At 44.5% G+C, this 19,639-nt stretch carries 17 protein-coding genes; 10 read left to right on the top strand and 7 right to left on the bottom strand.

Annotated features, from left to right (window positions below):
- The first annotated feature begins 43 nt into the window (after nucleotides 1–43).
- Both H6G03_RS15455 and H6G03_RS15450 read left to right on the top strand, forming a co-directional pair.
- Nucleotides 44–895 (top strand): TetR/AcrR family transcriptional regulator, encoded by an 852-nt coding sequence (locus H6G03_RS15455; RefSeq protein WP_190465256.1) that lies wholly within the window; start codon nucleotides 44–46, stop codon nucleotides 893–895.
- 238 nt (nucleotides 896–1,133) lie between these two features.
- Nucleotides 1,134–2,123 (top strand): pentapeptide repeat-containing protein, encoded by a 990-nt coding sequence (locus tag H6G03_RS15450; protein WP_190465255.1) that lies wholly within the window; start codon nucleotides 1,134–1,136, stop codon nucleotides 2,121–2,123.
- Nucleotides 2,124–2,218: 95 nt separating this feature from the next.
- Here the strand turns inward: H6G03_RS15450 and H6G03_RS15445 are convergent, their stop codons facing one another.
- The 3 genes from H6G03_RS15445 to H6G03_RS15435 all read right to left on the bottom strand — a co-directional run bounded on the left by H6G03_RS15445 (nucleotide 2,219) and on the right by H6G03_RS15435 (nucleotide 6,352).
- Nucleotides 2,219–4,465 carry a PDC sensor domain-containing protein gene (locus H6G03_RS15445; RefSeq protein ID WP_199315307.1) on the bottom strand — a complete coding sequence of 749 codons (2,247 nt, stop codon included), beginning with the start codon at nucleotides 4,463–4,465 and terminating at the stop codon, nucleotides 2,219–2,221.
- The gene (locus H6G03_RS15440) at nucleotides 4,431–5,384 is read right to left on the bottom strand and encodes a c-type heme family protein (RefSeq protein WP_190465254.1); all 954 of its coding nucleotides are present in this window, start codon (nucleotides 5,382–5,384) and stop codon (nucleotides 4,431–4,433) included. Before H6G03_RS15440 ends, H6G03_RS15445 begins: the two co-directional genes overlap by 35 nt.
- A gap of 242 nt (nucleotides 5,385–5,626) precedes the next feature.
- Complete coding sequence (locus H6G03_RS15435; RefSeq protein WP_190465253.1) at nucleotides 5,627–6,352, bottom strand: DUF4079 domain-containing protein; 726 nt, start codon at nucleotides 6,350–6,352, stop codon at nucleotides 5,627–5,629.
- A 279-nt stretch (nucleotides 6,353–6,631) separates the two neighbouring features.
- On the opposite strand from H6G03_RS15435, the gene H6G03_RS15430 reads away from it, so the two are divergent.
- The 7 genes from H6G03_RS15430 to H6G03_RS15400 all read left to right on the top strand — a co-directional run bounded on the left by H6G03_RS15430 (nucleotide 6,632) and on the right by H6G03_RS15400 (nucleotide 15,722).
- Complete coding sequence (locus H6G03_RS15430; RefSeq protein ID WP_190465252.1) at nucleotides 6,632–7,627, top strand: pentapeptide repeat-containing protein; 996 nt, start codon at nucleotides 6,632–6,634, stop codon at nucleotides 7,625–7,627.
- 243 nt (nucleotides 7,628–7,870) lie between these two features.
- Nucleotides 7,871–10,510 (top strand): PAS domain S-box protein, encoded by a 2,640-nt coding sequence (locus tag H6G03_RS15425; protein WP_206756631.1) that lies wholly within the window; start codon nucleotides 7,871–7,873, stop codon nucleotides 10,508–10,510.
- On the top strand, nucleotides 10,503–10,949 hold the full coding sequence (locus tag H6G03_RS15420) for a response regulator (protein WP_190465250.1): 447 nt from the start codon (nucleotides 10,503–10,505) through the stop codon (nucleotides 10,947–10,949). Before H6G03_RS15425 ends, H6G03_RS15420 begins: the two co-directional genes overlap by 8 nt.
- Before the next feature lie 82 nt (nucleotides 10,950–11,031).
- Nucleotides 11,032–12,570 (top strand): sensor histidine kinase, encoded by a 1,539-nt coding sequence (locus H6G03_RS15415; protein WP_190465249.1) that lies wholly within the window; start codon nucleotides 11,032–11,034, stop codon nucleotides 12,568–12,570.
- Between the two features lie 125 nt (nucleotides 12,571–12,695).
- Nucleotides 12,696–13,232, top strand: a complete 537-nt coding sequence (locus H6G03_RS15410; protein ID WP_190465248.1) for a Uma2 family endonuclease — start codon at nucleotides 12,696–12,698, stop codon at nucleotides 13,230–13,232.
- A 275-nt stretch (nucleotides 13,233–13,507) separates the two neighbouring features.
- Nucleotides 13,508–13,819 carry a hypothetical protein gene (locus H6G03_RS15405; protein ID WP_190465247.1) on the top strand — a complete coding sequence of 104 codons (312 nt, stop codon included), beginning with the start codon at nucleotides 13,508–13,510 and terminating at the stop codon, nucleotides 13,817–13,819.
- A 175-nt stretch (nucleotides 13,820–13,994) separates the two neighbouring features.
- Nucleotides 13,995–15,722, top strand: a complete 1,728-nt coding sequence (locus tag H6G03_RS15400; RefSeq protein WP_190465262.1) for a succinate dehydrogenase/fumarate reductase flavoprotein subunit — start codon at nucleotides 13,995–13,997, stop codon at nucleotides 15,720–15,722.
- A 105-nt stretch (nucleotides 15,723–15,827) separates the two neighbouring features.
- Here the strand turns inward: H6G03_RS15400 and H6G03_RS15395 are convergent, their stop codons facing one another.
- Both H6G03_RS15395 and H6G03_RS15390 read right to left on the bottom strand, forming a co-directional pair.
- Nucleotides 15,828–15,998: a type II toxin-antitoxin system HicB family antitoxin gene (locus tag H6G03_RS15395; RefSeq protein WP_190465246.1), complete on the bottom strand. Its 171-nt coding sequence runs from the start codon at nucleotides 15,996–15,998 to the stop codon at nucleotides 15,828–15,830.
- A 91-nt stretch (nucleotides 15,999–16,089) separates the two neighbouring features.
- A complete protein-coding gene (locus H6G03_RS15390; RefSeq protein WP_190465245.1) occupies nucleotides 16,090–16,317 on the bottom strand; it encodes a type II toxin-antitoxin system HicB family antitoxin in 228 nt (75 codons plus the stop codon).
- A gap of 740 nt (nucleotides 16,318–17,057) precedes the next feature.
- On the opposite strand from H6G03_RS15390, the gene H6G03_RS15385 reads away from it, so the two are divergent.
- On the top strand, nucleotides 17,058–17,675 hold the full coding sequence (locus H6G03_RS15385; RefSeq protein ID WP_190465244.1) for a TMEM165/GDT1 family protein: 618 nt from the start codon (nucleotides 17,058–17,060) through the stop codon (nucleotides 17,673–17,675).
- A 114-nt stretch (nucleotides 17,676–17,789) separates the two neighbouring features.
- Here H6G03_RS15385 and H6G03_RS15380 read toward each other — a convergent pair whose 3' ends face one another.
- Together H6G03_RS15380 and H6G03_RS15375 are read right to left on the bottom strand one after the other, a co-directional pair.
- Nucleotides 17,790–18,785 carry a tetratricopeptide repeat protein gene (locus H6G03_RS15380; protein WP_190465243.1) on the bottom strand — a complete coding sequence of 332 codons (996 nt, stop codon included), beginning with the start codon at nucleotides 18,783–18,785 and terminating at the stop codon, nucleotides 17,790–17,792.
- A gap of 31 nt (nucleotides 18,786–18,816) precedes the next feature.
- Nucleotides 18,817–19,515, bottom strand: coding sequence for a tetratricopeptide repeat protein (locus tag H6G03_RS15375; protein ID WP_322111915.1), 699 nt, complete (start codon nucleotides 19,513–19,515; stop codon nucleotides 18,817–18,819).
- Nucleotides 19,516–19,639 lie beyond the last annotated feature (124 nt).

Below are 19,639 nucleotides of genomic sequence, written 5' to 3'. Positions count from 1 at the left end.
CCCCTAACCCCTAACCCCTAACCCCTATATGAAAGCCAGAAAGATGAAGAAATCAGATGCTGACAACTCAGAACGTCCGCAGTCAGCAGATAAAGTCGAAGCTATCCTTAAAGGTGCAATACAAGAGTTTCTCACTCATGGCTATGCTGCTACCACTATGGACAAGGTGACAGCCGCCGCAGGTGTATCGAAAGCGACGGTTTACAGCTACTTCCAGGATAAGGAAAGCTTATTCGCTGCTTTAGTGGAGCAATTGACGCAAAAGAATTATCAGGATTTTAATCCCCAAGATCCGAGATTCTGGGAAGGAGAACCAGCGGAAGTTCTCCGCAAGTTAGCAGTAAATCTTCTCAAAAAAGTCGAGTGCAAACACGAATTTCGCGATTTAGTGCGGCTGATTATTGGCGAATCAGGACGTTTTCCCGTATTGGCGCAAATTTTCGTTCGTAACGTCGATCAAAAGCTTTTTCATCATCTCGTTGAATATCTGAAATCTTGTCAGGAATTGCAATTGCCCGATCCAGAAGCGGCAGGGCGGGTATTTATCGGCACTTTAGTGCATTACGTAATTATTCAGCATATGCTGCAAGCGCATAATATCATGCCGATGGAGAGCGATCGCCTGATCGACACTTTGATTTACTTGTTAACTATTAACCAAAAGGATAAGCTGGCGGATAAGTACGCCGGTACGCGCCACAAATCATTGCGTCGCAAGCGTTCTGCTGACGGGAAGTTTGAACCCGACTACCAAAGCGAACCGAAACGTTTGCGATCGATTCGCCTCACCGATACAGCTTGGGAACAACTCGCCGCGATTGCCGAAAAAAATCAGATCACTCGCAGCGAAGCGATCGAGATCTTCGCTCGTAACGGTGAAATAGAACTCGATTAGCTATAGATATACATGGCAAACTAAACATCGGGTGGGCAATGCCCACCCTACAAATTACTTGCAGCAATTCTGCGGTTTTGTCGATCGCGTTATCCCACGAGAGAGTATAAATACGCAAATCATAGTTGCTCGATCGACAAGTTCACTCAAAGAATTATTGCCATTTTTATTAAAAAAGATTCAATTTGGGCAATCTATAAATAGACTGACTTAAATCAGCAAAGCGAGGAAGAATCCTATGGATGGTCAAGAACTACTCAGACGCTATGCAGCAGGAGAAAGAGATTTTAGCGGAGCCAATTTAATTGCAGCCAACCTGGAAAGAGCCTACTTAGTGGGAGCCAACTTTTCCGGAGCATATCTGGCAACCGCTAACCTCAGTCGCGCACAGCTAACAGGAGTAAATCTGTGCGGAGCATTTCTGCACCGCGCAGATTTAAGTTTTGCGAAGGTCAACGAAGCAATATTAACAAACGCTGACTTAACAAAAGCCAACCTTAAAGGAGCGAACCTTGTCAAGTCTGTACTCACCGGCACAAAGCTCAGCGGAGCCATTCTCTCATCAGTAAACCTGCATTTGGCGAACTTACAGGGCGTTAACTTGTGCGGTGCAGATTTGCGGGGGATTAATTTGCGTTCTGCCAATCTCGTCAATGCCAACTTGAATTGGGCCAATCTCAGTGGAGCCAGATTGAGCGGTGCTTTAATACGAGGAGCATTGCTCAACGGCGTTAATCTCAGCGGGGCTTTGTTGAATGGGGTAGACCTCAATAACATCGACTTGGATGGCGTCAACCTCAGCGATTCAAAACTGAGCGGAGCCAATCTCACCGGAGCCAACCTTTCCGCAGCCAACCTGAGCAATGCTCAACTGCGCGTGTCGCTGCTGGCGAGGTCAAACTTTCATGCAGCTAACCTGAATGGGGCAACCCTGAGCAAAGCCGACTTATGCGAAGCGAATCTCAATAAAGCAAACCTGTCATACGCCGATTTGAGCGAAGCTGACTTGACCGGAGCCACACTCAATGTCGCAAGATTATCTTACGCCGATCTAACTAATGCTTGTCTGCGGAACGCCTACCTGTGGGGAGCCAACCTCAATATAGCAGCGCTGCGCGGGGCAGACTTAAGCGGAGCCAGCTTACGGGGCGCATACATTGAAGGCGCAGACTGGCAAGAAGCAATCCTCTCCGGTGCAACAATGCCGGATGGGACGCTACACGATTGATTTTGGATTTTAGATGGCACATAGAAAGATGAATTTGAATTTGCAAGCCAATTCAAATTCGCCAAAAAACTGACCGATGAGCAATGACCAATTAATTAATAAAACACCAAGATAGTGACAATCAGCAATGTAGTCAGAAGACCCGGCCAGTACAACAGCTTCGGTATTAAATTATTTTTATACTGGATGAGAGGAATATTTGAATTGAAAGTTAATATGATAGCATCAAGCGCCACTAGCAAAATGAAGAAATAGATCGCGAAGTAGAAGTACTCCAAGTAAATGATTCCTGTGGCAGTCACTTGTTGTCTTACCGTAATTTGATCGAGGATGACAATGAAGATAAAACCCGCACAAGCTCCCACTACTTCCATACCGCGATCGTCCGCCATCAGCATGATTGAAAATAGCAATATCGCTACTACACTTAGAGGTACAATCCTGGCAATGAAAATGCCGATAAAAGCTCTTTTGAAGATGACGGTAAAATAAAGTTCCGGATAATTTTTCTTGCCAAACCCGCTTCCCCCAAAATTGGAATTGTATTTCTTTAATTTGTACTCGAAAAAGCTACTTTCAATATTCCAGTTTTCCGTGACAAAATCCTCCTCCAAACCGGGTTTGGAAACGGGATTGATCAAATCGTATGAAGTTAGATCGGGTACTAGAATTACAGTTCTGTTTAAATCGAGTCGATTGATATCTTTCGGCCACAACCTCAGCCAGACATCATTATAGTCGAAGGGATACTTGGAAAAATTAAAATTTTGCCGGATTGTACCTTCAAAGTACCAACGGAGCAGATCGGTATTGTTAGTTACAAACTTCTCAGGATCGCTAATTTGGATATCAGACGCTTCTGGCAAGATAAAACCTCGATTCACGCTTTCGGGGATATTTTTGTTATACTTCTGCCACACGTAACCGGTGACGAACACATCATTAGTTCCGGTAAATTTGAGAGACTGAATATAAACTCCGGTGGGAATGTACAGCGGTGGCTCTTGCTTCAATTCCTCTGCTATGGCATTTTGGGGAGCCAATAAATTATCTACAGTTGCCTTGTTGAGCAGAATATTCCTGCTGTTTTTATAAGCTCGCTCTGATAAAGCAATATTCCAGATAATACCGATCGCCGCCACACATAAAATACTATAGGTACACGCCACTGCCCAAAGACTTTTGACGCTGCCTCTATGAGCGCGAAAGCTCAGAATTGACAGAAAAAAGACAAATAATATCAACTCTAACCAGAGTACGATCGTTTTTCGCCGTAACGTCGTGTTGTCGCTAGAACTTTCATCCTTGATGACAACTACTCCCAGCGACCATCCATTCAGAGGTAGCGGTTCAACAATCATCCACGAAGATTGACCCGTTATTTCATTCTGATACTCTATAATGGTGCTTTCCCCTTTGATGGCTTTTTCACCTAATTCTCTAATTTCTTTCTTGTCAGTTTCCGTCGCTAAGTCAAAAATAGTTTTTTGATTTTTGACGTACTCGTCAATCGGATGAGCGATAAAAACTCCTTTCTTAGAAAGCAAAAACCCGTAGCCAGATTTACCCAGATTGAGTGTCGCCATTAGCCTTTTGAGCTTCTCTATTGAATAGTTGGCATAGATGACGCCAGCTGGCTCTTCTTTTTTAGTTTTTGGGTTAGTCCGAGAAAACCTAACGTTATAATCTACTATGAGAGCATCAGAATATTTGTCAATGTAAGGTTCAGCCCAAACAAAATCATTCCGTAAAGCATTAAAATACCACTCATTTTCTGGCACTGGTTTGGTATAGTCGTTCTTGTCCTCAATTTGGTTCAGTTTAATTGTGCCATCTTTTCTACCATAGAAAGGTGCATACAACCGCCGCCGAGAATACACGAAAGGTTGATAAGCAGCACCGATTGCCACAAAATCGGCATTTCTCTCTATTTCCTGTTGCAGTCTAGTTGTTAACTGTTCATCCTTTAACTTTCCCGAAGTCAAATCGTAAGCAATCCCATTAGCTGCGCCTTGGAGTTTGCGAAGTTCTTGCTCTATCTTACGACTGGCATAAACAGTTTCCTGTCTCGCATTTATTTCAGCTTTTTGGATTACCTGATTTCTCTCTTCCGAGTAAGAATAAAAGCCGTAAGATGCCAAAAATAAACTGATACCGCAAAGTATTGTCGAGCAGTCAAATATTAATTTTTGGACTTTGCGTAGCTGAGGATTTACTTGTACAGTATTATCCTCTGTTGCGATCTCCGTTGTACCTTCTGCTGCTGGCTCCTCTTCTCTCTCAGCATTCAAATCTACGAGCTTTTGACTAATTATCTGAGTTTTCACTCTCTTCATTTTCATTTTCGATTTCCTCTTCAGTGTCGGTTATTAACGATTCTTTATATTTTTCTATTTCTATTTCGTAATCCCGCTTCATGCGGTTTAAATGTGTTCTTAAATTTCCTATCTCATTTTTATAATCAACCTCAAATTCAAGTTCCCTTTCCCCGTTAACAATCGCCTTCGTCACTCTTGTCATCTCTTCAATAGGTTCGACAATAAAGCGATTTAACAATAATTTTATCCCTGCTATTAAGAGGGCTAACGCCAACAATATAGTACCCATAAACTTAAAAACTAACAGCTGGGCACTACCGAAAACTGTACCGACTGGTACTGCAATCATTTGAGCGCCGACTATTTCATTCAGCTTCCAGCCAAACCCATTTTCTTTGCCGTACTGTGCAACCATACTTGGGGGAGCTTTTTCCGGCGTATCGTGACATTCCAAGCAACTAGCTTGAGTAACTTTTGCAGGTCGGGCTACATAGAATAATTTTTTACCTTGATAATCTCTATAACCTTCTACTTGTTCTAGCGCTTTTTCTTTGCGAAACCGCTCGATCAGGCGCGTTTCAAAAGCATCCGCCTTATCCTTAATATTTGTCGGGTTAAGTGCCGCTTCTTTGTAGAAAAAATCTTGGTATTCCGGATTTTGGCGCAATCTTTCAAAAATTTCTCTGGCCGCGAAAAAAGAAACGGATTCGGGGATAAATTCTTGAGCTAACCTATCACCAAATTTAGGCTTCACCTGTTCGTTTGTGTACCTGTGAACGGCTATCATGGTCTTCATCATTACTCCAGCCTTGGTAGTTATTTCATTTCTGGCTCTATCTCGTATGCCGTTATTGATAACTACTCCGCTCAGCACTAATGCTCCTATGACAACTAGGAGTGTTAACAAAGTGAAGAGTGTTTCTAGTTTAAGATTTTTTAACATTTTTTAAGAGGATTTTTAATTTTGGTGAATAGGTAAGAATGCTACTAAATTTGAGATTAAATTCTACTAAGTAGGATAGTAATTCCAAAATCTCCAAAAGTCAACCTTTGGGTAGATGAAATAATATTTTTTTCCCTGATAGCATCGAAACGCAATCGGACAATACAGGCGCTATTTGTTGCGGGGCTCCGGGCGAGCCGCGAAGCCCTCCGTTACCCCGACCCAGACCCGCTTCAACAATATCAACGGGTATCTTCCGAAGGTGGTACTGCTTGCGGACAAGTTTTGTTATTAAAATCGCAACTGAAAATATAGGTTTTCTGCCAATGTAAAGGGATCTCGAGCAAATCCCGCGTACCTGTTAGTCCCTGTCCGATAAAAAGTAAGAGAGCAAAACTGTTCAAAATTATATGAAAAGTTCGCCAGCGATTCGATTTATCTTTATAGATATCTTGCACAATGGCTAAAGAAAAAATCATTAGTAATGTGGCAGTAATGCCGATGTAGTAATGAGACCAGTACCATTCATTCGTGCGGCGAAAAACTCCGTCTTGACAACCGAGAAGAACTATACCCATGCCGGTTAAAGTGGCAAAAAGTCCGCGCCAGATTTTCTGCTTTGCGAGGTAGAGCAATACGAGGGCGGCGATCGTATCCAAAAACATCAGCAGGATAAAGGCAACTTGCAATGGTGCTTTAGTCCAGGTGCGATCGCTCAAAATATGTTCGACAATATGGTAAGCTAACCCTACCAAAGTCAACCCCACAACCCAACCAGTCAGCCAGCGACCCATTTTGATGTGTTCTGGGCCAACAGAGGAGGGAATTTTACTTTTGTCTTTGGCAGCAGTTTGCAAGCGACGCACGCGGGTCTGCCATGCAAAGTTTACCACCGTGCCAATCAGGGGAAAGACTATCACAACTGCGATCGCCGGATGAATAAGAGCCAGAAAATCTTGGAATTCCATAACACACCCAAGAGTCAAAAGTCAAAAATCCTATAAGCGTCAGGCATTCAACTACTTCCGATCTGGTCGGTTACTTCTGCTGCACTGCACTAGCCACCCAAAGTAGCATAGTTGAAACTGGTTAACAAATCACTAATTACCAATGATTAAATGTAAAAATTCTTCATCTAATTATTAAGTCTCTGCATCAAACAACAACAAAATTAATGTTTTTTTTGGCATTTATATGGGCAATCTATAAATATACGGGTAATTCAGCCCTAGCCGGAGCAAAATAATATGGACGCTAACGAACTACTCAGACGTTATGCAGCAGGAGAAAGAGATTTTAGTGGAGCTAATTTAATTGGAGCTAACCTAGAAAGCGCCCAACTCGTGGGAGTTAACTTTTCCGGTGCATATCTAGCAGCCGCCAACCTCAGCCGCGCACATCTAACGGGGGCAAATCTTTCCGGAGCATTTTTGCACCGCGCCGATCTAAGTTTTGCGAAGCTAAACGAAGCAATATTAACAAACGCAGACTTAACAAAAGCTAATCTTCGAGGAGCCTTCATAGTTAAATCCGTGTTGACGGGAGCCAAACTGAGCGGCGCGATAATGACAGCAGTAAACTTGCGTTTGGCAAATTTAAAGGGCGTTAATCTGTGTGGCGCAGATTTGCGGGGAATAAATTTTCGTTCTGCCAATCTAGTAGATGCTAACTTAAATTGGGCTAACCTCACGGGAGCCAGATTGAGCGGAGCCCAGCTGCGGGGAGCATTACTCAATGGCATCAAACTCAGTAAAGCTTTCCTCAATGGTGTAGACCTCAATAGCGTAGACTTGGATGGAGTCAATCTCAGCGAATCGAAACTCAGCGGAGCTAACCTCAGCGGAGCCAACCTTTCCGCAACTAATCTTAGCAATGCCCAGCTGCGCGTTTCGATGTTGGCAAGGACAAACCTTCACGCATCCAATCTCAGCGGTGCCACTCTTACCAAAGCCGACTTATGCGAAGCAAATTTAAGTAAGGCAGACCTCTCATCCGCCGATCTGAGTAAGGCAGATTTAACAGGCGCTAATTTAAATATGGCCGATCTCAGCGATGCCGACCTGAGCAATGCCTGTTTGCGACAAGCTTACCTCTGGGGAGCTAACTTTAATGTGGCAGCAATGCGCGGGGCAGATTTGACTGGAGCCAGCTTGCGCGGAGCGTACATCGAAGGCACAGAAGCACATTGGCCGGAGGCAATTCTGACAGGAGCGACTATGCCTGATGGCAGTCGCCACAACTAAGTTAGGGGCTATAAAAAGTCAAAAGTCAAAAGTCAAAAGTCAAAAGGAACAGGGAGAGGGAAAAGGGAAAAATATTAATTCTGCCCTTCTGCCCCATGTCCAATTGCCAAAATATCGGCTTTTCCACCACAAGTACGGGAGAAGCCACTGATTTTTGTTGGATTCATTAGAAAAATGCTGTAAAGGCTAGGGTGGGCAATGCCCACCCTACTTGTTTATGGACAATCTCGCTGCAAAATGGTAATGACAGCCTTACTAATGATTTTTGCAGCGAAAGAAATTGCTATGACAAGAGCGTACAAAAAAATTATTGCAGGTGGGTTTGGCTTGGCTTTACTCCTCTTAAGCGGCGTGGGCGCAGTTTCGTATCTGAGCGTACAAAAGTTGATTGCAAATAAGCAATGGGTCGAACATACTCGTCAAGTATTGGAAGAAATCGATAAAACTCTTGACGGTATTAAAGACGCTGAAACATCAAGACGTGCGTACATCATCACAGGAAACGATATTTATCTAAAAAGTTATAATGCTGGTATTCAAACAGCTAAACGCTCTCTCAACGTTGTCCGGGAGTTAACTGATGATAATTCTCACCAACAGCAGCGACTCGATGAACTCGAACCGATGCTCGCACAAAGAGTGGCTGTGCTTCAGGTATCGATCGATTTAGTTAAGCAAAATAAATCGAACCAAAAAAATCAAATTCTCCTAACCGATCGCGGTAACGCTCTCCAACAAAAAGTTCGATACAAACTATCTAAAATGGAACAAGAAGAACGACTTTTATTGCAGCAGCGATCGGCAGCGATAAATGACAGCGTTCGCTATACTAGCATCGTTGTCGCTATTGGTTATTTGTTAAGTTTCAGCCTACTATGTATTGTCTACTTTCAGCTGAAAAAGCAAATTCGGATTAGCCAATTGGCAGAAGCAGAACTGCTAAAACGCACGCATATGCTAGACTTCGCTAATGATACAATTATTATTTTCGATCTAGAAGATCGCATTCAGTATTGGAATCAAGGGGCAGCACGCTTATATGGGTGGTCAAAAGAAGAAGCTGTTGGAAAAGAAATCCATGACCTTTTACAAACAGTATTTCCCAAACCTTTAGAGTCAATCAAAAATGAGTGCTTACGCGATGTCTATTGGCAGGGAGAACTCAGACACACGAAACGAGATGGCACGCAAATTATAGTAGAGAGTCGCTGGACATCAGAGCGAGACAAACAGGGTAACGCGGTAGCATTTCTGGAAATTAACTATGATATTACCGATCGCAAACGGGTAGAAGACGTTCTTCGTATCAGCCAAGAAAGATATGCCCTCGCCGTTAGTTCCGGACAAGTAGGAGTTTGGGACTGGAATATTCAGACTAACCAATTTTATATCGATTCCAACATCAAAGAAGCTCTAGGATATACGGATTTAGATATTCCGAACACTTTGGATAGTTGGTATAGTTTGCTACATTGTGACGACAGAGAAAAGGCGATCGCAGCCATTAGAGAACACCTGCAAGGATTGACGCCGCAGTATGAAATGGAACATCGCCGACTCCACAAAGACGGCAGCATTCGGTGGTTTCTTTCCCGTGGCATAGCTTTTCAGGATGCCAACGATCGCGCTTTTCGCATGACGGGGACAGATACGGACATCACGGATCGCAAAACAGCAGAAATAGCTTTATCCCAACGCGAACAAGAACTGAAAACGGTGCTAGAAAATACCCCGGATGTAATTTCTCGATTGGATCGACAAATACGATACCTTTATATTAATCCCGCCATTACAAAGGAAACAGGAATTCCAGCTGAAGCATTCATCGGTAAAAGTCTTTCAGAATTGGGTTTTCCACAAGAACTCGTAGAGCAATTGGAAGCACCCTGCCAGAAAGTTTTTGCTACAGGTGAAATGAATGTAGTAGAATTCAATTCTGCCAGCCCCAATGGATTAAAATTCTACCAAGCTCGTCTCGTGCCAGAATTCGCCCTTGATACTTCAGTAGAATCTGTGCTGATTATTACCCGCGACATCACCCAGAGGAAGCAAGCAGAAGATGCACTGCGGGAACTGAATAATGAACTGACGGAGATTAATGGTGCATTACAAGCTGAAATTGCCGAGCGAAAAGAAGCAGAACGAAAACTAGAGCAACTAACTGCGGAATTAAAACGTTCCAATCAGGAATTAGAGCAATTTGCTTATGTAGCTTCCCACGATTTGCAAGAACCGTTGAGAGCGGTGACCGGTTACACCGAACTGCTATTGCATGACTACCAGCACCTTTTTGATGAGTCCGCACGCGAATACATGGGCTACATCATTGATGGTTCGACAAGGATGCGGCAGTTAATTCAAGACTTGCTAGCATATTCCCGTGTGGGTACTCGCGGTAAAGAGTTTGTTCCCGCTGACTCCAATGCGCTCTTGCGTGAAGCGCTCGATCGTTTGCAAGTAGCGATTGCCGAAAATAAGGCTACCATTACCTATGATTCCCTGCCAACCGTTATGGCAGACAAAACTCAATTGGTGCAGTTATTTCAAAATTTGATCGGTAACGCGATCAAATTCCACCGGGAAATGCCACCCCAAGTTCGGATTTCGGCAGAATTAACAGATAACAAATGGCTCTTCTCTGTAGGGGATAATGGAATTGGCATCAAAGAGCAGTATCTCGATCGCATTTTCGAGATCTTCAAACGTCTCCATACTCGCAGAGAATTTCCCGGTACCGGTATTGGTTTGGCTATCTGCAAAAAGATTGTCGAACGCCACGGCGGTAACATCTGGGCTGAATCTCAGCTAGGAGTAGGAACGACATTTTACTTTACCATCCCTTCTGAGTCATCCCTCCCAACAGAGATTTATTTACATGATTAGCAGCGAACTGCTTAGACCGATTGAAATTTTGCTGGTTGAAGACTCTCCCAGCGACGCTAAACTAACTATAAAAAAGCTAAAGACAGCCAAGGTAATCAATAACTTACATTGGGTTGAAGATGGGGAAACAGCAATAAAATTTCTCCGAAATCAGGGTGAGTACGCTGATGTTCCCCGCCCTGACCTGATTCTACTCGACCTTAACCTGCCAGCTATGGATGGACGGGAAGTACTCGGCGAGATCAAATCAGACCCGCAGTTAAAACGTATACCTGTGGTAATTCTCACCACTTCAGTAGATGAACGCGATCTGTTAATAGCTTACAATTTAAACGCTAACTGCTACATTACTAAGCCGGTTGACATCCAACAGTTTTTTGATGTTATCGGCGCGATCGAAGATTTCTGGCTAGCCGCAGTGAAACTACCTATAGAGTAATTCCAAACTCGATCGAAATTTAAAGTTAGGCAGAACTTCCGATCCGATCGTAAAAATAACCTTACACTCCTGGCGATGCTGTATGAATAAGAAACCCATTCATATACTTTTGGTCGAAGATAGCCCTAGCGATGCAATCTTGCTGCGCCAACTCTTTTCGCGCCTAAACAGCGGGGAGTGGGAACTGATATGGGTTGAACGACTGAATGATGCGATCGAGTCTTGCAGCGATTTCCTGTTTGATGTAGCTTTGTTAGACCTTTCTCTACCAGATTCTGATGGATTGGAGACGGTAGCAAAATTTAACGCCGCCGCACCAGATATCCCCATTGTAGTGCTGACGGGAGCTGACGATGAGGAGATGGGCTTGCAAGCGGTGGCAAAAGGAGCGCAAGATTATATTGTCAAAGACCAAATCACAGTTCAATTGCTAGTTAGGGCGATCCGCTATGCGATCGAACGCGGACAAATCCTCAAGCAACTCCACGATAGCGAACGGCGTTTTCGGGGAATTTTTGACCAGACATTCCAACTGATGCTATTGTTAAGCCCAGAAGGAATTATTCTAGAAATTAACAAAACATCCCTTGCTTTTTGTGGTGGCAAACAAAATGATTTTGTCGGTTCGCCGCTCTGGGAGATAAACTGTTGGCATGATTCTGAGGTAACTCAGGAGTGGTTGAAAAGTGCGATCGCCAACGCCGCTGAAGGTAATTTCGTCCGTAACGAACTCCAGATGTGCGGCGCAGAAAGTGCGATCGTCTGGATTGACTTATCGCTCAAGCCATTAAAAGATGAAAGGGGCAAAACTGTACTGCTGATTGCGGAAGGCAGGGATATTAGCGATCGCAAACGCGCTGAAATAGAAGTCCTCAAATCATTGGAAAAAGAACGAGAACTCAATCAGCTTAAATCCAGTTTTATTTCAATGGTTTCCCACGAATTCCGCAACCCCATGACCGCAATTCGCACAGCCGCTCAAATTCTCCAAAGCTATGGCGATCGCTTGACTGAAGAACAAAAAATCAAATATTTTGACCAGATTAAGAATGCTGTCAACAATACCACTCAACTACTAGAAGAAGTCTTGCTTCTCGGTAAAACTGACGCCAACAGGCTGCAATATCAACCCGCCACTTTAGATTTAAAAGATTTTTGTCGCGAACTCATCGAAAATTTGCAATTCACCGCCACAGAACAGCACAACATTACCTTTACCTGTGCGGGAGAATGCAGCCAAGTTGAAATGGACGAATTTTTAATGGGACACATTTTTAACAATTTAATCTCCAACGCTATTAAGTATTCTCCCCAAGGTGGCAACGTTCGGTTTAATTTAACTTGTCAAAACGATACGGCAATTTTTCAGATTCAAGATCAAGGCATCGGCATTCCTTTAAAAGACCAACAACATTTGTTTGAAACTTTCTATCGCGGCAGCAATGTGAATCGAATTCAAGGCACGGGATTGGGACTGGCAATTGTCAAAAAATGCGTAGATTTACACCGGGGACAAATTCAAGTAAAAAGCGATGTAGGCGCTGGCACAACTTTTATTGTAACGCTGCCTTTAACTAGATTTGCAGAAGTCCCCCGCCACACTATCGAATGTACGGTGTAGAGAAACCCGGTTTCTTGAAGAAACAGGGTTTCTGGGCTACGCTTCATACAAAAGTACTGAGCGAAGGGCGATTAAAATAGCGATAAAATAAGATCGGTCAGAATTACAAAAGCGAGTAAATAACTATGGCGATCGCTACTGTAACTGAAAGCTTCTCACTAGAAGACTTTATGGCTAATCCTCCAGAACAAATGGAATGGGTAAATGGTCAACTTGTGGAGAAAACGGGAATGACAGTAAAGCATAGTAGGGTTCAGTGTAGGTTGGGTCGTTACTGGGGAAATTACATCCAAGCATCCGGACAAGGAGGGGAAACTCACGTCGAACTTCCCTGTCGCACATTGAGGCAAGGTCGTCGTCCCGATGTTTCTTATCTGACACCTGAACTGCTGGAAGAATTTGGCGAAGCAGGTGCTTTACCCCAGAGTCCACCCCTAATTGCTGAAATCGCATCTCCCACCGATCCAGCTGAAGAATTATTTGCCAAAGCTAGCGAGTATTTAGAGTCAGGTTGTCAAGAAGTTTGGTTAGTATTTCCTGAAAGCTGCCGAGTGTTGATTATTACACAAGAAGGGACATTGGCTTTTAAATCCGGCGATATCGTTAGTACGCAAGTTGTTTTGACGGGTTTTAGTGTAGCAATAAATGAATTGTTAGCTTGAGTTTGGTAGTTTGTGCAAGTAAGAGAAGTTGAAGTTGGATTGCAGTAAAGGAAATCATATGTTCATTGTTGATAGCTCGCGTTTCATGGCAAAAAACTATCAAGAATGAACAACAAACAGCCCTCAAAAAAAGTTACTCTTTCTCTCAGACAGTTATTTGTTCGATACATTGTAAAATTTTATTACGATATCTTTAAAAAAATATTGCAAACCTACCCAAAACCCAATCTAAACTTTAACGTAGAAACTTATAGCAATGTTACGAGGAAAATGTCATGGATAAATTACAAAGATATCGTATGGTCTGCACTCTTACCTTTGGCGACATATACGGTCAAATCGTTATTTGGTTAATCGTCATTTTCTTGAGTTTAGCCTCCGCACTTGCCCTGTGGAGTAGCAGCCGCCACATTTACGCCTTAGCCACCGTTGGACTTATTCTCGTATTGTCTCTGCCCTTCTTGCTATTTGCCTTCGTGACTACGCTGCTGAACCATATTGAATTTGTGCCTTTAGGGCAAGAGGAAACAACTCGAACAAGCCCAGTAGCGGCACCTAATCAGGAAACCTTACGAGTAACCACATAAGCGGTCATAGGTAAACGATCGATAGTCAAAAGTCAACGGTCAGTAGAAAATCTAACTCACAACTAACAACTGGCATCTGACTTTTGCCAGATTTGTAAAGAACTTTCCCACTTTTTGTTGGGGAAGTTTTTATTTGAGTGACCATAGATTAGGGATTACAGATATCAAACCAAATATGTTAGAACACGATGTAATTATAGTTGGCGGTGGACTGGCTGGGTGTCGCGCTGCTGTAGAGATTGCCCGTACCGATCCCAAACTCAGTGTAGCTGTAGTCGCTAAAACTCATCCGATTCGATCGCACTCTGTCGCCGCCCAAGGTGGTATGGCTGCTACCCTAAATAATGTCGATCCAGACGATACCTGGGAAGCCCACGCTTTCGATACGGTCAAAGGTTCCGACTATCTGGCAGACCAAGATGCGGTGGCAATTCTTACCCGCGAAGCACCAGATGTCATCATCGACTTGGAACACATGGGTGTGCTGTTCTCTCGTTTGCCAGACGGACGCATCGCCCAACGCGCTTTCGGCGGACATTCCCATCGCCGCACTTGCTACGCCGCCGATAAAACCGGTCACGCGATTCTACACGAGTTGGTTAACAATCTCAGGCGTTACGGTGTCCATATTTACGATGAGTGGTACGTAATGCAACTGATTTTAGAAGATGCCCAGGCGAAAGGTGTGCTGATGTATCGCATTCGGGATGGGCATCTGGAGGTAGTTCGCGCTAAGGCGGTGATGTTTGCTACTGGGGGCTACGGTCGCGTTTTCAATACTACTTCCAATGACTATGCCTCTACGGGCGACGGTTTGGCAATGTCTGCCCTCGCGGGTGTGCCGTTGGAAGATATGGAATTTGTGCAGTTTCATCCCACAGGTTTGTATCCGGTGGGGGTGCTGATTTCGGAAGCGGTGCGGGGAGAGGGTGCTTATCTGATTAATAGTGAGGGCGATCGCTTTATGGCTAATTACGCCCCCAGCCGGATGGAACTGGCACCCCGCGATATTACATCCAGAGCGATCGCACGGGAAATCCAAGCGGGACGAGGCATTCATCCCGATGGTTCTGCGGGTGGCCCCTTTGTCTACCTCGACTTGCGCCACATGGGTCGCGAAAAAATTATGAGTCGCGTTCCCTTCGCTTGGGAAGAATGTCATCGCCTCCTGGGTATCGACGCCGTGGAAGCACCAATGCGAGTCCGACCCACAGTTCACTACTCGATGGGCGGTATCCCAGTCAATACAGACGGGCAAGTTCGCAGTGGGCCAGATGGGTTAGTGGAGGGATTCTTCGCGGCGGGAGAAGCTGCTTGTGTCTCAGTTCACGGCGCAAATCGTCTGGGTAGCAACTCGCTGCTGGAATGTGTGGTCTACGGGAGAAGGACTGGTGCAGCAATAGCACAATACGTGCAAAAACGCAAGCTACCGGACATCAACGAGCAACGCTATATTACAGAAGCTCAGAAACAGATTCGATCGCTTTTCGACCAAAAGGGAGAAATACGAATTGACAAGCTGCGTCAATCTTTGCAAGATTGTATGACTCAATACTGCGGTGTCTTTCGCACCGAGTCAGTCATGCGCGAGGGATTGGCAGAGTTAGAGAAGCTACAGCAGCAATATCAGCATATCTACTTGGATGATAAAGGTAAACTTTGGAACACTGAGATTGTAGAAGCTTGGGAACTGCGTAGTTTGACGATCGTCGCGCAGGTCATTCTCACATCTGCCCTGAATCGACAAGAAAGTCGCGGCGCTCATTACCGGGAAGATTATGCCGATCGCGATGATGAAAATTTCCTCAAGCACACCCTAGCATACTATTCCCCTGCTGGCATCGACCTTCAATATAAACCTGTCGCAATTACCATGTTTGAGCCAAAAGAACGGAAATATTGAAGTTTGTCAGTTTTCGGTATTATTTGGGGTGGGCATTGCTCACCCTATAATTAAACATCAAGAAAACTGATAAGGCAAATCTTGTAACTGAAAGTTCTGATTATTTTATTTTTCTAAATCTAAGAGAACTTTGGCGACATCCTCAGCAATTTCTATAGCTTCCTGTACTGTTTTTCCTTCCGCAACCAGACCCTGTAAATCATCGCTGGTAGCGACAAAATATTCTTGCCCATTTTCAATAAACTTTTCAACCTTGAGTCTAATTAGTGTTTGCATTTACTTAATGTTTCTCTTGAGGGAAATACGGAATCAGTAAATCTGCCCAGATCGATCGCTTTCACTACTGATGAGTAATTATCCTAATAGCTTACCCAATAGCTACCTCCAATTGAGTCACAAATACTTCTGGATGTAAGCGGTTTTGTATTTCTGAAGGATCGGCAACTTCAAAAAACAATTCTAAAGCTTCAATTAAATTATTTCTTGCCTCTTCAATAGAATCGCCTTGACTAGCAATATCTAGTTCTGGACACAAAGCCACATAGCCATCGCCTTCACGCTCAATAATTGCCGTAAATTTTTGAGTTCGGATCATACTGCTTTTTCCGGGGGATGTTTAACCATGATAGCAACTGCCACACCTTGTTGGATATCAAACACATTTCGATTAATAGATAAGTGCTTACAGCGATTGATTAATCTTTTGCCACAAGCGATAAAATAATCCGCTTTGGCAACTTCAAAACAAGTGATATGAAGAGCATCAATTAATTTACATTGTAGACGCTGCTATCAAGTTCCACTCTCATTGGAAATAGGGAATCAGTAAATCTGCCCAGATCGCATTCATTCCCGCTCGCCCATTCTCCCCCTATCCCCTCCATCACTGCATAGCTTCTTGGCATTTTTTAACAACCCCGTCAGGCGATCGCACTCATTCCGCAGTCCTCAGAGAAAAGGGTACGGAGTGCGATCGCTTCCCTAGTTTCTTTAAAAATGAATAAATAATGATAAATTACCCCCTTGTCCTCTCCCAGAAGATAGATGTATAATTACTCGTATAAAGAAGGGGAGTAGCTGCTAGCCATTGAGCTAGCCCATCTGAATCAACATACTGGCGATGAGCCTGGTTCAGGTGACAAGTTTGTCAAGCTCTGACCGCTGTAAAGGTTGGGCTAAAGCATTTAAACACTTGCAAGCGAGACCTTCACTAAGTTCACATTTGAAGAGTTATTGCGATCTCTTCAATCAAAAAGATGTGAGCTTGGTGAAGTGTTTTGGCATTCATCAAGCTCACTCAGGCAGCGGAGAAACACACCAGAGGAGTTTGAGAAAATGCTGACAGCTTTTACCGCCGGTTTATTGCTGATTACAGTTTCAGAATTAGGGGATAAAACCTTTTTTATCGCCGCCATATTGGCAATGCGTCATTCGCGACGGCTGGTATTTGCGGGCGCGATCGCAGCTTTGGCAGCAATGACGATATTGTCTGTTTTAGTCGGACAAACTGTGTCTCTTTTACCGAAACAGTATGTTCAATTCGCGGAAATTGCTTTGTTTGTCGGTTTTGGGCTGAAGTTATTGTACGAAGCCAGTAAAATGTCAGGCAAAGCCGAATGCGACGAAGCAGAAGAAGCATTAGCGGCAGTTAAAGAAGCAGAAGCGAAAATGCCTCGCCGCCAAAGCAAATTGGCGGTTTTACTCAAAGCTTTTACAATGACTTTTGTGGCGGAATGGGGCGATCGCACTCAATTTGCTACCATCACCCTAGCCGCCTCCTACAATGCGGTGGGAGTAACCACAGGTGCTATTTTAGGTCATGCCATTTGTGCGGCGATCGCAGTCATGGGCGGACGCTTCATCGCCAAACGAATTTCCGAACGCGCTATGACTGTGATAGGAGGATTGTTATTTTTGATCTTCGCCGCTGTAGCCTGGATGGAAGCTGTTTAGGGGCTAGGGGCTAGGGGTTAGGGGCTAGGGGAAGAGGGAAGAGGGAAAAGGGACAGAGAAAACATTTATTCCCCCGCTCCCCCGCTCCCCCACTCCCCCACTCCCCGACTCTCTTCAATTACCTTGTTCGGTGTTATCTGTATTGGAGTTCCCATCGGGTGATTCTTCCGTTTCCGCGCTATCGGTGTCGGAGTTACTATCGGGTGACTCTTGGACTTCCGCCGGTGGAGATGCAGATGCGAGCTGATTGATTTGGTCTTTATATTGAGCTGGAGCTAAAGACGCCGCAGAAGAAAACAGAGGTTGAGCTTCCTCATTTTTGCCTTGTTTTTGGAGTACGATCGCCTTAGCTAACACCGGACGAAAATCTTCCTTATCAGCTTTGATAGCTCGATCGAAAGCGGCGATCGCTTCTGGGTAACTTTCCTGTTCCGCGTAAACTCGTCCCAGCATCAACCGCACCGAAACTTCATCTATAGTTTCCGGCTTAATTTGATTCAGCTTGGGTGCATTATCCAGCGTATCTTGCAACAATCCGATCGCCGCTTGCGGACGTTGTTGATCCAGCAACAAGTTTACCAGTCCATCCAAAGCCTTGAGATCTCCTGGTTTAGACTCCAAAATCGTGCGATAAATCGTTGCAGATCCTTCAATATCGCCAACTTGCTGCTTAGTTTGAGCTAGCAGCACCGTGTATTCAGTTTGCTGCGGACTGAGTTTAGCGAGTTTTTCTAGAGGTTCGATCGTATCCTTTATACTACCCACACCTAAGCGAACCAGTTCCAGCTTCGTGTCGATCAGTCCTTTGAGTGCAGTTCGATCGTCTGGTTTGCGCTGCAAAACCTGTTCGTAACCTTTAACCTGGATTTCCAGTTCTGCTTGAAGAGCTTGAGTGGACTCCACCGCAGGTGTCACCGCCGTTGGGTCAGAGGATTGCTCTTGCACAAAAGCTTGACTCAAAAAAGAAGACCTGCCAAGCAAAAATCCGCCTACGGTAATGAATACCAGAAGTAACCCCGCACCTATTAACCAGCGGTTGTTATTTTTGCTTTGGGCTACGCGATCGCGCTTTTGGGACACATGAGTGCTTTGAACTCTAACTAAAGACATTATCAAGGCTGGGAAACTATTGCCAGCAAAGCTAATTTTTTGCTGGAGTTGATTCTGAAGATGGGGTTGCTGCTGGGTTAACAGAGCGATCTGTAGATGGAGTAGATGGAGAAGTAGTCGAATCAGCCTTGGGCGCTGGCGTTTGAGTTTTGATTTGTGCGATTTGGGCCTTAACTCGCTCTTTTAACTCAGGTGGTGCCAAATCCGCAGCACTAGCGAATAGGGGCTGGGCTTGTTCGGTTTTGCCTTGCTGTTGCAGCACAATTGCCTTGGCAAACACCGGTCGAAAATCTTCTTTGTTGCTGTCGATCGCCTTATCCAAGACTGCGATCGCCTCGTCGTAACGTTTCTGCTGAGTGTAAAAGCTGGCCAAGTCTATCTGCACCCCAACGTCTTTAGGATTGAGCGAAGCCAGTTTTTCCATCGGTGCGATCGCATCCTTGATATCGCCCAGTCCCAGCCCAGCCATTTGTTGACGGGTAGCGATCAATTCTTTGAGCGCCGTTTGATTATCTGGTTCTCGCTGCAAAACCAGCTCGAAACCCTTAGCTCTAGCTTGTAGTTCCTCCTTTATCGCCGTCGCTTGCACCTGAGCGGATGTCGCCGTTACCCCAGTAGGCTGCCCCCCCTGAAAAGCCTGTAGGAGGGGAACGATCGACGTCCCTACAAAAGGAATGATTCCGAAGACCATCATCCCTACAATCAACCAGCGACGGACTTTATCTGACACACAACTTTTTTGAACTCTAATCTCATTATCAACGATATAGAAAAAGACGATATAGTTAGCGCGATCTGAGATTGAGATATTTCGCTGCGGTCATGGTTGGCAGTTCATTGTTAATTGCAATGAA

Origin of the sequence: Aerosakkonema funiforme FACHB-1375, assembly GCF_014696265.1 — a bacterium.
GTDB classification, from domain to species: domain Bacteria; phylum Cyanobacteriota; class Cyanobacteriia; order Cyanobacteriales; family Aerosakkonemataceae; genus Aerosakkonema; species Aerosakkonema funiforme_A.
Note: the sequence above shows the minus strand (reverse complement) of the source record. Positions and strands in the feature narration are given on the sequence as shown.